At 68.8% G+C, this 13,787-nt stretch carries 11 protein-coding genes and 1 pseudogene; 6 read left to right on the top strand and 6 right to left on the bottom strand.

The annotated features are described in order from the left end of the window. Window position 1 precedes the first annotated feature (1 nt). Window positions 2-889: an ABC transporter permease gene (locus ACWGCN_RS09995; RefSeq protein ID WP_378988671.1), complete on the bottom strand. Its 888-nt coding sequence runs from the start codon at window positions 887-889 to the stop codon at window positions 2-4. After that, window positions 879-1,609, bottom strand: a pseudogene (locus ACWGCN_RS10000) (ABC transporter ATP-binding protein). The gene ACWGCN_RS09995 and the pseudogene ACWGCN_RS10000 overlap by 11 nt, the downstream one beginning before the upstream one ends. On the opposite strand from ACWGCN_RS10000, the gene ACWGCN_RS10005 reads away from it, so the two are divergent. The 4 genes from ACWGCN_RS10005 (at window position 1,533) to ACWGCN_RS10020 (ending at window position 5,230) form a co-directional block, all read left to right on the top strand. Then, complete coding sequence (locus tag ACWGCN_RS10005; RefSeq protein ID WP_452458468.1) at window positions 1,533-1,718, top strand: hypothetical protein; 186 nt, start codon at window positions 1,533-1,535, stop codon at window positions 1,716-1,718. The pseudogene ACWGCN_RS10000 and the gene ACWGCN_RS10005 overlap by 77 nt on opposite strands. Window positions 1,719-1,820: 102 nt before the next feature. Beyond that, complete coding sequence (locus tag ACWGCN_RS10010) at window positions 1,821-3,593, top strand: ATP-binding protein (RefSeq protein WP_452458465.1); 1,773 nt, start codon at window positions 1,821-1,823, stop codon at window positions 3,591-3,593. Beyond that, a complete protein-coding gene (locus ACWGCN_RS10015) occupies window positions 3,590-4,267 on the top strand; it encodes a response regulator (RefSeq protein ID WP_452458459.1) in 678 nt (225 codons plus the stop codon). Before ACWGCN_RS10010 ends, ACWGCN_RS10015 begins: the two co-directional genes overlap by 4 nt. A 123-nt stretch (window positions 4,268-4,390) precedes the next feature. Continuing rightward, entirely contained in the window at window positions 4,391-5,230 is an 840-nt protein-coding gene (locus ACWGCN_RS10020; protein ID WP_379314774.1) for a class I SAM-dependent methyltransferase, read from the top strand. A gap of 21 nt (window positions 5,231-5,251) precedes the next feature. Here the strand turns inward: ACWGCN_RS10020 and ACWGCN_RS10025 are convergent, their stop codons facing one another. Together ACWGCN_RS10025 and dxs are read right to left on the bottom strand one after the other, a co-directional pair. Further along, entirely contained in the window at window positions 5,252-6,115 is an 864-nt protein-coding gene (locus ACWGCN_RS10025) for a 3-hydroxyacyl-CoA dehydrogenase NAD-binding domain-containing protein (protein WP_452458460.1), read from the bottom strand. Between the two features lie 106 nt (window positions 6,116-6,221). Beyond that, entirely contained in the window at window positions 6,222-8,120 is a 1,899-nt protein-coding gene (gene dxs, locus ACWGCN_RS10030) for a 1-deoxy-D-xylulose-5-phosphate synthase (protein ID WP_452458461.1), read from the bottom strand. Between the two features lie 317 nt (window positions 8,121-8,437). On the opposite strand from dxs, the gene glsA reads away from it, so the two are divergent. Further along, window positions 8,438-10,246 (top strand): glutaminase A, encoded by a 1,809-nt coding sequence (gene glsA / locus ACWGCN_RS10035; RefSeq protein ID WP_452458466.1) that lies wholly within the window; start codon window positions 8,438-8,440, stop codon window positions 10,244-10,246. Between the two features lie 73 nt (window positions 10,247-10,319). After that, window positions 10,320-10,991: an SIMPL domain-containing protein gene (locus ACWGCN_RS10040; RefSeq protein WP_452454179.1), complete on the top strand. Its 672-nt coding sequence runs from the start codon at window positions 10,320-10,322 to the stop codon at window positions 10,989-10,991. Between the two features lie 10 nt (window positions 10,992-11,001). Here the strand turns inward: ACWGCN_RS10040 and hpnE are convergent, their stop codons facing one another. Together hpnE and ACWGCN_RS10050 are read right to left on the bottom strand one after the other, a co-directional pair. Further along, window positions 11,002-12,366, bottom strand: a complete 1,365-nt coding sequence (hpnE, locus tag ACWGCN_RS10045) for a hydroxysqualene dehydroxylase HpnE (protein ID WP_379318454.1) — start codon at window positions 12,364-12,366, stop codon at window positions 11,002-11,004. Between the two features lie 62 nt (window positions 12,367-12,428). Continuing rightward, window positions 12,429-13,787: a class I SAM-dependent RNA methyltransferase gene (locus ACWGCN_RS10050; RefSeq protein ID WP_452458462.1), complete on the bottom strand. Its 1,359-nt coding sequence runs from the start codon at window positions 13,785-13,787 to the stop codon at window positions 12,429-12,431.

Genomic DNA, 13,787 nt, shown 5'->3' on the forward strand with positions numbered 1-13,787 from the left:
TCTACACCCCGTGACCCGACTGTGCCTGCGAGGGACGCCATTTCAGCAGCCGCCCTTCCGCGAAGCCGATGAGCGATTCCGCGATCAGGGCGACCACGGTGATGATGATCATGCCCGCGTAGATGCCTGCCGCGTCGAAGGTGCCCTGGGCGTTGGAGATCAGCAGGCCCAAACCTTTACTGGCACCGGCGTATTCACCGACGACCGCGCCGATCAGCGCGAACCCGAAGGCGGTGTGCAGGCTGGACAGGATCCAGGTCGTGGCGCTGGGCAGCACGATGGAGCCGAGGATCTGACGTTTACTCGCACCCAGGATGCGGGCGTTGTTGATGACATTGCCGTCGACTTCCCTGGCGCCGGTGAAGGCGTTGAAGAACACGGCGAAGAACACCAGCACCACCACGGTCGCGACCTTGGAACTCAGACCCAAGCCGAACCAGATGATGAACAGCGAGGCCAGCACGATGCGGGGCACGGCGTTGAGCGCCTTGATGAACGGGGCGAGCACGTCGGCCCAGTAGCGGCTGCGGCCGAGCAAGGTGCCCAGCACGACACCGGCGACGGTGCCGATCACGAAGCCGAGCACGGCTTCCTGCACGGTGGTGAAGATCTGCAGCCAGATCGACCCGAACTGCGTTCCCTCGGTGAACCATTCGACCAGCCGATCCCAGATCAGGGAGGGCTTGGAGTAGAAGAACGGGTCGATCCAGACGCTGGCGACCAGCTCCCACGATCCCAGCCACAGCACGATCAGCGCGGCCCGCAGACCCCACACCCGCAGCTTGGACTTGCGGTTCTTGGCCTTCACCCGGGCCAGGATCTGCTCCTCGGATTCCGCCTCGACCTCCGGCGCTGTCGCGGCGATCGCGGTCATCGTCTCAAGCGACACGGGTCGCTCCCTTCGTGCGAGCCGCCTCGACCTGATCGCGCAGCGTTTCCCAGATTTCCCGGTAGAGGTCGCGGAATTCCTCGGTGAGGCGCACCTCTTCGACATTGCGCGGACGTTCGAGGGTTACGCGGAAGTCACCGCAGACGGTCGCGGGGCTCGCGGTCATCACCACGACCCGGTCGGCCAGGGCGATGGCCTCCTCGAGGTCGTGGGTCACGAAGATCACCGCGGCGTCGGTGCCTGCCCACACGCGCAGCAGTTCGTCCTGCATGAGCTGGCGAGTCTGGACGTCGAGCGCGCTGAACGGCTCGTCCATGAGCATGATCTCGGGTTCGTTCACCAGGGTCTGGGCCAGTGCCACGCGCTTGCGCATGCCGCCGGAGAGCTGGTGCGGGTAATAGTCCTCGAATCCAGCAAGACCCACGATGCGCACCCATTCGGCGGCCTTCGCCTTCGCCTCGGCTTTGGACACGCCACGAAAGCGCGGGCCGAGCGCGACATTGTCGAGCACGCTGCGCCACGGCAGCACGGCATCCTGCTGGAACATGTAGCCGATGCGTCGGGGATGCCGTCGACATCCTTGCCGCGCACCAGCGTGCGCCCCGCCGAGGTGGGCTCGAGGCCCGAGACCAGGGAGAGGGTGGTGGACTTGCCACAGCCGGTCGGGCCGACCACCGCGACGAATTCGCCTGGCGCGACGGTGAAGTCGATGTTCTTCACCGCGGTGTGGATGCCACCGTCGGTTCCGGGAAAGCGCTTCGTCGCGCCCCGGAGTTCGATGAGTGGATTGCTCATTGCTGCTCCTGTGTCCGGCGCCGCCTTGGTGTGATGCGCGGCCGCTATCGAAAGGTAAGTGTTGTGGGTCACAGGGCGCGCGCTTGTGCGCACAACCGGCGCAAGCAGCGATACGGACGTTGTGCGCATTGTGCTCATGGTCACCGGGGGTGCCTACACTGAGCCGGTGAGGCTGTTCCCCCGTGGTGTCCGGCTGCGGACGCAGATCGTGTTGCTGCAGGTCGCGCTGGTGGCGTTGATCCTGGGGCTGGCGTTCGGGGTGTTCGCCTACCTGAGCGATCAGCGGTTGTCGGCCGAGTACGGGCAGCGGGCTCTGGCCATCGCGCGCACCGTCGCCAGTGATCCGGTGGTGCGCGAGGAGGTCGCCCGGTACGCGGCGCTGGAGCCGGGGCCATTGCTCCGCGCGGAGCTCGCGAGCGGGGAACTGGAGCAGACGGCCGAGGCGGCGCGCCTGCGGACGGGGGCACTGTTCGTGGTGATCACCGATGACGCGGGGTTGCGGTTGGCGCATCCCGACCCGGCGCGGCTGGGTCAGAAGGTGAGCACGGATCCCTCGGAGGCGTTGGCAGGGCGCGAGGTGGTGATTCGCGAGCACGGCACACTCGGCGACTCGGTGCGGGCGAAAGTGCCGGTGCGCGAGCCCGGTTCGGATCGGGTGGTGGGCGAGGTGAGTGTCGGCATCTCCACCGAGGCGGTGAGCGATCAGCTGGTGAGCGACCTGCGCCGGGCCGCCGTCCTGGTGATGGGCGCGCTGTTCGCGGGGATCGCGGGGTCGGTGTTGCTGGCACGGCGGTGGCACGGGTTGACCCTGGGCTTGCAGCCCGCCGAGCTGGCCGAACTGGTGCGCGAACAGGATGTGGTGCTGCACGGGATCGGCGTGGGGGTGGTCGCGGTCGATGCCAGGTGGCGCACGACGGTGATCAACGACGAGGCGCGCGCCCTGCTCGGAATCGACGGGGACAGTGGACGTTCGGTGGATTCGATCGGGCTCACGCCGCGCGTGCTCGAGGCGTTTCGCGCCGCCGACGGGCAGCCGGTGCAGGCGGCGGTCGGCGATCGGATCGTCGTGGTCACCGCCAGGACGGTGACCCGCGAGGGGCGCGCGCTGGGGGCGGTGCTCGATGTGCGCGATCGGACCGATGTGGAGTCGCTGACCCGGCAGCTGGACGCGGTGCGGTCGATGAGCACGGTGTTGCGAGCGCAGCGGCACGAGTTCGCCAACCGATTGCATCTGCTCAGTGGGTTGCTGCACGGCGATCGGCCCAGCGAGGCCGCGAAATACATCGACGAGCTGCTCGGGTCGGGGCCGCTCGGTGCCGCGATGCCGGGGATCGATGCGGTGCGCGATCCGTATCTGCAAGCGTTTCTCGCCGCCAAGGCCGCTCATGCCAGGGAGAACGGGGTGTCGTTGCGGCTGGGGCCGAGCACCTGGGTGGACGCGAATCTCGGTGCGCCGGTGGATGTGACGACAGTGCTGGGCAATCTGCTCGACAATGCCATCGATGCCGTGCGCGTCGTCGAAGCCGCCACGGGGCCGGACGTGCCCGCCGAGTTCGACGCACGCATCCGCGATGATTCCGTGGCGGACGAGTCCGGCGCGCAGGCCCGCGCGCTCGTCGAGGTCGAGTTGGTGCAGGAGGGATCCACGCTGCACATCACCGTCGCCGACAGCGGCCCGGGAATCGGACCGGAATTGGTGGATTCGCTGTTCGCCGACGGGGTTTCGACGAAACACGGTGGCGGGGTGCCAGGGGGTCGCGGGGTGGGGCTGGCGTTGTCGCGGCAGGTCGCTCGGGCGCTCGGTGGCGATGTGTGGTTGGCCTCGGCCGCCGGCACCGGTGGACAACTGAGCGGGGCGGAGTTCATCGCGCGCCTACCCGGCGTGCTCAGCGAGGGAGAAGTGTCGTGAACCGGCCCGACTACACCGTGCTCGTGGTCGATGACGACTTCCGGGTGGCGAACATGCATGCCGGAATCGTCGGCGCGCTACCCGGATTCGCTGTCGGCGCGGTCGTCAACACCGTTGCCGCCGCCCGGCAGGCACTCGCCACGACCGCCATCGATCTCGCCTTGGTCGACGTCTATCTGCCGGATGGTTCGGGCATCGACCTGGTACGCGAATTGCACTGCGACGCCATGATGCTCACCGCTGCCACCGAATCGGCCACGGTCCGCGCCGCCTCGGCGGCGGGAGCGCTGGCGTATCTGGTGAAACCGTTCGATCACACCGTCCTCGCCGCCCGACTGGCCGGCTATGCCCGTTACCGCAGAATCCTCGCCGTCCCCGAGGTGAGCGCACGCGAGGTCGACGCGGCACTCGACGCGCTGCGGCCCACCCCGGCCACCCCGGACCGGGGCTCCGCCGCCGCCTCTCCCACCAGGGAACTCGTACTCCGAGCGGTGCAGGGGGCCACTGCCCCGATGTCGGCGGGCGAGGTCGCCACCGCCATCGGAATCTCGCGGGCCACCGCCCAGCGCTACCTGGCTGCCCTCGTCACCACCGCCGATCTACGCATGCAACTTCGCTACGGCACCACCGGCCGGCCCGAACAGGAATACTCCCCGATCCGCCGCACGCCCTGAGCGACGCGTCTCGGCAGCCCAATACGTGCCGAGAGACCCGGCGGCACAAAATCAGTCGACCCGACGGTGGCCCGACAACTAGCGTTGATCCTCGCCGTCACACCGCCGTCGAAAGGTCATGCCGTGCTCGAAGCCGAAGCGATCGCCGCCAACCGCGCGAATTGGGACGACCGGGCCGACGTGCACGCGCGTTCGCGGATGTACGACGTCGACGCCTTTCTGGCCGATCCGGACGACATTTCCTCGGTGGTGCGCAACGATCTCGCGGTACTGGCCCCGCACCTACCGGAATCCGGGATCCGGGGGCGATCCCTGCTACATCTGCAGTGTCACATCGGGACGGACACCGTGTCCTGGGCGCGATTGGGCGCGATCGAGGTACACGGACTGGATCTGTCGCCGAACTCGCTGCGGCACGCCGCGCGGATCGCCGAGGCCGACGGTCGCGACATCACCTGGGTCGAAGGCGACGCGCGGTTCGCCTCCTCCCTGCTCGATCGGCGCTTCGACACCATCGTGACCAGTGCGGGAACCATCGTCTGGCTGCCGGAGCTCACCGCGTGGGCGCGGTCGATCCATGACCTGCTCGAACCGGGCGGGGTGTTCGTGATCCGCGACGACCATCCGATTCTGGGTGCGATGCAGTTCGAACCGTGGGAGATCGACGACGACTATCTCGGCGGTGGCGGCGCTCGCAGCTACTCGGACTCGGGGACCTACACCGAGGAATCCGAAGGGCAGATCGCGCACACGACCAATCATGAGTGGCGCCACGACCTGGGCGAGATCGTCGGCGCGCTGCTCGGAGCCGGGCTCGTCATCGAGGCGCTGACCGAGCTGCCCACTATGGACTGGCCCGCGTTCGCCGATCTCGTACCCTGCGAGCAGGGATGGACATTGCCCGACGGCGCACCGCGCATCCCGTTGAATTTCGCCGTCGTCGCCCGGCGGCCCGGCCACTAGACGCCGTCGGGCCGCGCGGTCTCAGGCATCCTCACCGAGGGCGTGCAGGATCGCGCGGGTCTTCTCGTCGCGGGCCGACACGCCCTGCTCGTACTGCTGCTCGCCGTTGCCGTACGCGGCGTCGACTTGCTGGACCACCATGCCCATGGCCGACTTGTCCGGTGAGCCGATGTCGAAGGTCATCTGGGAGCCGACGTTGTCCATCAGATGGCGGATGCCCGCGGGGCCGCCGCCGAGGTTCATGCCCTCGAACGGGCCGACGGTGGCCCAGCGCAGTCCGAGCGAAGCTTTGACCAGGTCGTCGAGGTCTTCCGCGGCGATGATGCCCTGTTGCACCAGGTAGATCGCCTGGTCGTTGAAGACCTTCTGCAGGCGGTTGCCGACGAAACCAGGGATCTCGCGCTGCAACCGGATCGGTGTCTTGCCCAGCTCGCGATAGACCGTCATCGCCCGGTCCATCGCCACATCGGTCGTCTTCGCGCCGGGAACCACCTCGACGAGGGGCATCAGGTCCGCCGGGTTGAACGGGTGGCCGATCAGGATGCGGTCCGCCGCGGAGCTGCCCTGGGCGATGTCGGTGGGCAGCAGCGAGGACGAGGAGGAGGCGAGCACCACGTCGTCGGCGGTGGCTGCGGCCAGCTCGGCGAAGACCTCGTGCTTGAACTCGAGCCGTTCCGGGCCTGCCTCCTGCACATAGTCGACGCCCTCGGCGGCCGATCCGGCCTCGGCGTGGGCGGTGACCGGCAGACCCGGCAGATCGTCGGCCACGATCTGTTCGAGGTCGGGTCGCGGATCGGCCAGTGCGACGTCCCAGCCGCCCCGGGCGAAGAGCCTCGCCCAGCCGATACCGATCACGCCCGCCCCGACGATCGCCACCTTCGCCATGAACTCTCCCGCCGATCGGAATCCCGAGTGGACCGTTCGGCAGCGAGGGTACGCAACGCCCGAGGCGGACAACGCCCGACACGCGGCGGGCGTTATCCGGCTCTGATCAGCGTGATTGCAGCCAGCCGCCGATTCGCTGGGCGATGGAGTCGGGGGTGAGGCCGAGTTCTTCGAGGATCTCGTTGCGGGAGGCGTGGTCCAGGAACTGCTGGGGCACACCGAGATCGCGGGTGGGGACGTCCAGGCCCGCGTCGCGCAGGCGAGCGGAGACGGTGGAGCCGATGCCGCCGTGCAGGCCGCCGTCTTCGACGGTGACCACGAGGCGGTAGTTCTCCGCGAGCTTGACCAAGGTGTCCGACACCGGGATGACCCAGCGCGGATCGACGACGGTGACCGAAATGCCTTGGGGTTCGAGAAGTTCGGCGACCTTCATCGCGGTGTCGGCGAACGGGCCGACGGCGACGATCAGGACGTCACCGTGCTGGGACTGGGCGGAGCCCGCACCGGGCACGGCCAGTCGCAGCACATCCAGCCCGTCGAGACGTTCCACGGCCGTGATGTCCTCGGCGACACTGCCTTTCGGGAACCGCAGCACGGTCGGGCCGTCGGAGACGGCGAGCGCTTCGGCCAACTCCTCCCGCAACGTGGCACCGTCGCGCGGGGCCGCGACCCGGATGCCGGGGATGATGCCCAGCAGCGAGAAGTCCCACATGCCGTTGTGGCTGGCGCCGTCGGGGCCGGTGATACCCGCGCGATCCAGCACGACCGTGACGGGCTGCTTCAGCAGTGCCACGTCCATCAGGAGCTGGTCGAACGCGCGGTTGAGAAAGGTGGCGTAGATGGCGACCACCGGGTGCATACCACCCAGTGCCAGACCGGCGGCCGAAGCCATGCCGTGCTGTTCGGCGATGCCGACGTCGAACATGCGCTCGGGGAAGCGTTCGCCGAACGCGGCCAGGCCGGTGGGGCCCGGCATGGCGGCGGTGATGGCGACGATGTCGTCGCGGCGCGCACCGTGTTCGATGAGCTCCTCGGAGAACACCGCGGTCCAGCCCTTGGCCTTCTTGCCCGCCAGCGGGCGGCCGGTGAGCGGGTCGATCGGGTCGCAGGCGTGCATCTGGTCGGCGACGTGGTTCTCGGCGTGCTCGTAGCCGTTGCCCTTGCGGGTGACCACGTGCACGACGACCGGACCGCCGAAGTCCTTGGCGCGCCGCATCGCCGCTTCGAGCGCGACGAGATCGTGGCCGTCGACCGGGCCGACGTACTTCATGCCCAGATCGGAGAACAGTTCCTGCGGGCTCACCGCGTCTTTGATCCCGGCCTTGAGCGCGTGAACCATCGAGTACGCCGAATCACCCACGGCGGGAATGCTTTTCAGGATGCGTTTCCCGGCGTCGAGCGCGTGCTCGTAGGCAGGCTGGGTACGCAGGGCGGTCAGCCGGTCGGCGAGTCCACCGATCGTGGGGGCATAGGAACGGCCGTTGTCGTTGACCACCACCACCACCGGGCGATCGGGCGCACCCGCGATGTTGTTGAGCGCCTCCCAGCACATACCGCCGGTGAGCGCGCCGTCCCCGACGATCGCGACCGGGGTGCGGTCCTGATCGGTGAGCGCGAACGCCTTCGCGAGGCCGTCGACGTAGGACAGCGCGGCCGACGCGTGTGAGGACTCGACCCAGTCGTGTTCGCTCTCGGCGCGGCTCGGGTAGCCCGACAGACCGTCACGGCTGCGCAGCGAGTCGAAGCGATCCTTGCGACCGGTGAGGATCTTGTGCACATACGCCTGGTGGCCGGTGTCGAAGATCAACGGATCGGCGGGCGAATCGAAAATCCGGTGTAAGGCGATGGTCAGCTCGACCACCCCGAGATTGGGGCCGAGATGGCCTCCGGTGGCGGCGACCTTCTGCACCAGGAACTCGCGGATCTCGTCCGCCAGTTCCCGCAGCTGCGGCACGCTCAGCCGGCGCAGATCTTCGGGTGAATCCACCCGCGACAGCACTCCCACCTGAACTCGCTCCCTCCGGACTACATTGTGATCAGCCCAGTGTATTTGCCCGCGGGACGGGCACAGGCTCGCGGGCCCTTCCCAGCACGGGCACGGCGAGCGCTACGGTCGCGACGACGATACCGCCGCAGGCCCGGTGAACAGGACGCGCGGGCGGAAATCGGGTTCGACCAAGGCTTACCTCACCGAGTTCTGGGCTGTGAGGACAATCTCCCCCGCGCGTCCAGGACCGGGCCACCAGCGCTGCGACCTACAGTGACGCTGTGACTCGACCGCACGGCGCGACGCGCACGATCGACCCGGGTGTGGTGGCGGGCATGCTCGACGAGGTGTACGCGGTCTGTCGCGACGACACCTCCGGCGCACCCGCCGACTACATCCCCGAGCTCGCCGCCGTCGCACCGGATTCGTTCGGACTGTGCCTGGCGACCGCCGACGGACTCGTCTACCAGGTCGGCGACACCGGCATCGGGTTCACCATCCAGTCCATCTCCAAGCCGTTCACCTACGCGCTGGCGCTGGCCGATCGCGGACTCGACGGGGTGGCCGAGCACATCGACGTGGAGCCGTCGGGTGAACCGTTCAACGAGATCAGCCTCGAACCCGACACTCAGCGCCCGAGCAACCCGATGATCAACTCCGGGGCCATCACCGCGGCCTCGCTGATCGACGGCCGCGACGCCGCCGACAAGTTCGAGCGGGTCCGTCGCTGCTACTCCCGCTTCGCCGGGCGCGAGTTGACGATGAACGAGGCGGTCTACGAATCCGAAGCCCGCACGGGGTACCGCAATCGGGCGATCGGGTACATGTTGCGCTCGGTCGGCATCATCGACGTCGATCCGGACGACGTGGTCGACCGGTACTTCCGGCAGTGCTCGATCGAGATCACCTGCACCGATCTGGCCGTGATGGCGGCAACCCTGGCCGACAACGGAGTCAATCCGAAGACTCGTGAACGGGCGCTGTCGACCTCGCTCACCGAACGGGTGCTCAGTGTGATGACCACCTGCGGCATGTACAACGCCGCCGGTGACTGGGTGACCACGGTCGGGCTGCCCGCCAAGAGCGGGGTCGGCGGCGGGATCATCGCGGTGCTGCCCGGTCAGCTCGGGATCTCGGTGTATTCACCGAGGCTGGACGGACAGGGCAACAGTGTGCGCGGGGTGGCGGCGTGCCGGGAGCTGTCGCGCCGGCTCGAACTGCACTTCTGTCACGTGACCCGATCGGCGCGCACCGCGATCCGCGCCGACTACTCGGTCGCGCAGCTGCCGTCGCGACTGCGCCGCACCCCCGAGGATGCCGAGGTGCTGGCCGCCCATGGTGACCGTGCGCGGGTCTACGAGCTGCACGGCGACCTGTTGTTCGCCGGTGCCGAACGGGCGGTGCGGGCGATCGAAGGCAACGCCGACGAGCTCGACGCGCTGGTGATCGACCTGCGCCGGGTCGGTGAGGTGAGTCAGGTGGCTCGCGGGATGGTCGAGCAGTTGCAGGCCGAGCTGGTGCGCCGGGGCAGCCGGGTGGCGCTGGTCGATCCCGATGCCAAGCTCGGTCACGAGGTGTCGAGTCTGGATCCGGACGATCCGCGCGGGCGGGTGTTCGTCGATCGCGACACCGCGACCGAATGGTGTGAGGACATCGTGCTCGACCGGCATCGGCCGCCGGGAACGCGCGCCGCCGCGTCGATCGACCTCGACGAGCATCCGCTGCTGGTGGGACTCGCCCCCGCCGACCGGGACCGGCTGTGCGCGGATTTCGTCGCCCGCACCTTCGCCCGCGGCGAGGTGATCGCCGAGCGCGGCGAGCCACGGTCCGGGCTGTACCTGATTCTCGCCGGGCGGGTGCGGGCCACCTTCGCCGGTACCGACGGGCGGGTGCACCGGTTGGTGACGTTGTCGTCGGGGATGTCGTTCGGCGAGATCCCGATGTTGACCGGCGAGAATTTCGTCAACGACATCGTCGCCGAGACCGGGCTGCGGGTGGCGGTGATGAGCACGGCCGTGTTCGACGAGCTCGCCCAGCAGCACCCGCAACTGAAACTCGCCCTGCTGCAACGGCTCGCGGCCGGGGCGTACGCGCAGATGGAAGCCACTGTCCGAACCATCTCGGGCAACGCCGAGAACTACTGACCGCCCGGCGGAACTCGGTCCTCACGCGAGACGTTGAGCAGCACAGCAGCCTTCGACCGACAGGAGTACCGCGGTGAGCAAGAAGTCCTGGCAGGCGAGCACGACCACCTTCGGGCGCGGCGTGGTGCGCGCGGTCCCCGATCTGATCCGGTTGACGTTGTCGGTGGAATCGCGCGCCGACACCGTCGCCGGGGCCTACGGGCGTGCCGGTGACCGGGTGAGCGCGGTCGTCGCGGCACTGCGAACCGCCGGGGTGAGTGACGCGGACATGGCCACCAGCGGCCTGAGCGTGCGCACCGAAACCGTCTACACCGACAACGGGCGCAACGAGATCGCCGGATACCTGGCCTCCACCGGCCTCAGTGTGTCGCTGCGCGAAGGCACCGGCATCGACCCCGCCGAAACGGTCGCCGCCGCGGTGAACGCGGGCGGCGACGACGTCCGCCTCGGCGGCCTCACCCGGGGCGTCGCCGACCCGGCCCCCCTGCTCGAGCAAGCCCGCGACGCGGCCTACGACGACGCGAAGGCGAAAGCCGAGCAGTACGCGACCCGCGCCGGGGTGAGCCTGGGCGCTGTCCTCCAGATCACCGAGGACACCTCACCGCCGACGTCCCGGGCCTACGACATCAGCGCGGAAATGGACTCCTCCCCCATGCTGATGGCCCGGGCCGGCTCCCCGGTTCCCGTGGTCCCCGGCGAAACCGAAGTCGGCGCAAGCGTCCGCGTCACCTGGGCCCTCGACTAGCGCGGCCGGTCTACTCCGGCTGCGCGAGCAGCGCTTCGACGGCGCGTTCGGCACTCTGGACGGCGCTTTCCATCGTGGCGCACCAGTCCGTGCGGGTCCAATCGCCGGCCAGCATCAGGTTCGGGACCGAGGTGCGCTGGTCGGGGCGCAGGTTGTCGGTGCCGAGAACCTGGGAGAAGGTCGCCTTCGGCATCTTCACCACATGACCGGTGACGACCTGAGCGTCGGCGGCTTCCGGGTAATAGCGGCGGATGAGATCCATTTGCTCGGCGACGATCTCGCTGTTGCTCTTGTGGATCTGCTCGTAGGCGCCGCTGGTCGTCAGGCAGTACAGCCAGGTGCCATCGGGCGCGCGCTGATGCATGCGCTGCCGGTCGAAGACCTGATCGATCACTCCGGTGCCGCCGATCAGCGCCTCCATGGCCGACTTGGTTTTCAGCGGCCGGTCCAGATACAGGTTCGTGCTCACGATCGGGGTGAACCCCAGTTTGTCTGCGGCAGCGTAGATTTCGGCATGTTCGGGCAGGTCGTCGAGGAGCCCGCCGATATTGGTGTTCGGAACCGCGCAGATCACCGCGTCGGCGTCGACGACCGAGCCGTCCGCCAGCTGCACCCCGGTCGCCTTGCCGTCGACGATGACGACCTTGCGGGCCACCGCCCGGTAGCGCACGTCGACCCCGTGGCGTTCGAAAACCTTCTCGGCACCGGCGATGTAGAGGGTGTCCAGATCCACGGTGGGGTAGCCGATCGTCACGCCTGTGCGCGTCCGCATCCCGATCCGGACCCCGGTGGCCAGCACATCGGCGAACACCTTCGCCGACTCCCTGTCCACCGGTTCCGCGGCGATGCCGAGCGCGAGCCAATCCCACAGGGCCTCGCGCGCTTTCGGCGGCATCGCCAGCCGCCGGAACCACTCGTCGGTGGTGATGTCGGCGAGGTAGGCAGGCTGCCACAGCGCTTGGCGCACCAAGGTGAGCGCGGAACGCAGCGCACGCAGCCGCTCCAGCGGTCCCGCGTCGGGATGCGCACCCATCAGTGTGCGCACGGCTGCGAAACCCTTGGTGTGCAACATGACTGCGCGACCACCCGGCCAGCGCAGGCTCCCCGCGCCGGGGAATTCCACGTGGTGCCGCGTGCCCACGCTCTCCAGATACCGCCACAGGCTCCGGTACCCGCTGGCCACCACGTGCTGGCCGTTGTCGGCGAGGTCGTCCACCTCGGCGACCCGCATCGCCTGCGTGCGGCCGCCGAGCCGACCTCGCCGCTCCAGCAGGGTCACCTGTTCACCGGCTTCCGCCAGCCATACGGCGGCGGCCAGCCCGGCCAGCCCACCCCCGATGACAACGAACCGGCGTGCGTCGTTCACGTCCACCATTGAGACAATGTAGCGCGAACTCTCTCTTTCTATCGGTGGAATCGTCCGGGATCACCGAACACTCAGCGGTCGAGCAGCGCGACGCATTCGACATGGTGCGTCGCCGGGAAGGCGTCGAAGGCCCGCAGCTCCGCCAGGTGATAGCCGGCATCCAGGTACAACCCCAGATCACGAGCGAAAGCCGCCGGGTCGCAACCGATATGAACGATCCGGCGCGGATCGGCATCGGCGACAGCGGCGACGACATCCTTGCCCGCCCCCGCCCGCGGCGGATCGAGCACCACGACATCGGGCCTACCGGAAGCACTTCGAGCCCACGGCTCGACCCGCTCACTACGCAATTCCAGCCAGGGCAGATCCCCCAGCGCCGCCACTCCGTCGACAACCGCCGAACGAGCGGATTCGACACCGGTCACCGCCCCGGTCTGCCCCACCTGCTCGGCCAAGCGGGCAGCGAACACGCCCACACCGGCGTAGAGATCCCACCCCGAACCGCCGGGAGCGAGCCCCGACCACTCGGCGATCAGGTCCGAATAACATTGCGCCGCACCGCGATGCGCCTGCCAGAACCCGGTCGCCGACAACTCCCAGCGACGCCCCGCCACATACTCGACGACGCGACCCGAACCCTCGACCACACACTCCTCACGAGGCGCGTTCATCGCCGACTTCCGCGAAGCCGCCCGGTCCCGGATCGCCCCACGCTCGTCACCCGTCGGCGGCGCCGACTCACGACGACGCCCCGGCCGCTGGCCACGACCGCGGCTCGCGCCACGCGGTGTCTCCGGGCGACCGGCGGGACCGGAAGCAGGAGTCTCGGCCAGTTCCACGATATGACGAACACCGTCACCGTCGAGCGCGACGACCAGATCGGCCCCCGGCGTCCACAACCGGTCCGCGACGCCGTCGAGCGCACCGGCGACAGGCTGCGGGCAGCGCAGATCCGCGATCACCTCGGTGCTGCGGTGACGGTGCACACCGGCGCGCCCCGCGCCGTCCACGACCAACCGCACCCGCGTGCGCCAACCACCGGTGACCTCACCCGAATCACCGGCGATCGGCTCGACCGTCACCTCACGCTCGATCTTGGCCAACCGGCGCAACTGCTCTTCCACCACCGTGGCCTTGAGCGCGCGCTGCGCCGCGGGCGTCGCGAAGGAGAAGTCACAGCACCCCGCACCGCCCGGCCCGGACACCGGACAGGTCGCGGGCACCCGGTCCGGGGACGCCTCGATGATCTCGACCGCGTCGGCCCGGCAGAACGAACCGCCGCGATCCTCGGTCACCCGCGCCCGCACCAGCTCACCGGGTAGCCCGTGTCGCACGAACACGACCCGGCCCTCGTGGCGCCCGACGATGAACCCACCGTGCCCGGGCGCCCCGAGGCGCACCTCGAATTCTTGTCCGCTCCAATCACTCAC

This window comes from Nocardia sp. NPDC055050 (assembly GCF_053608345.1).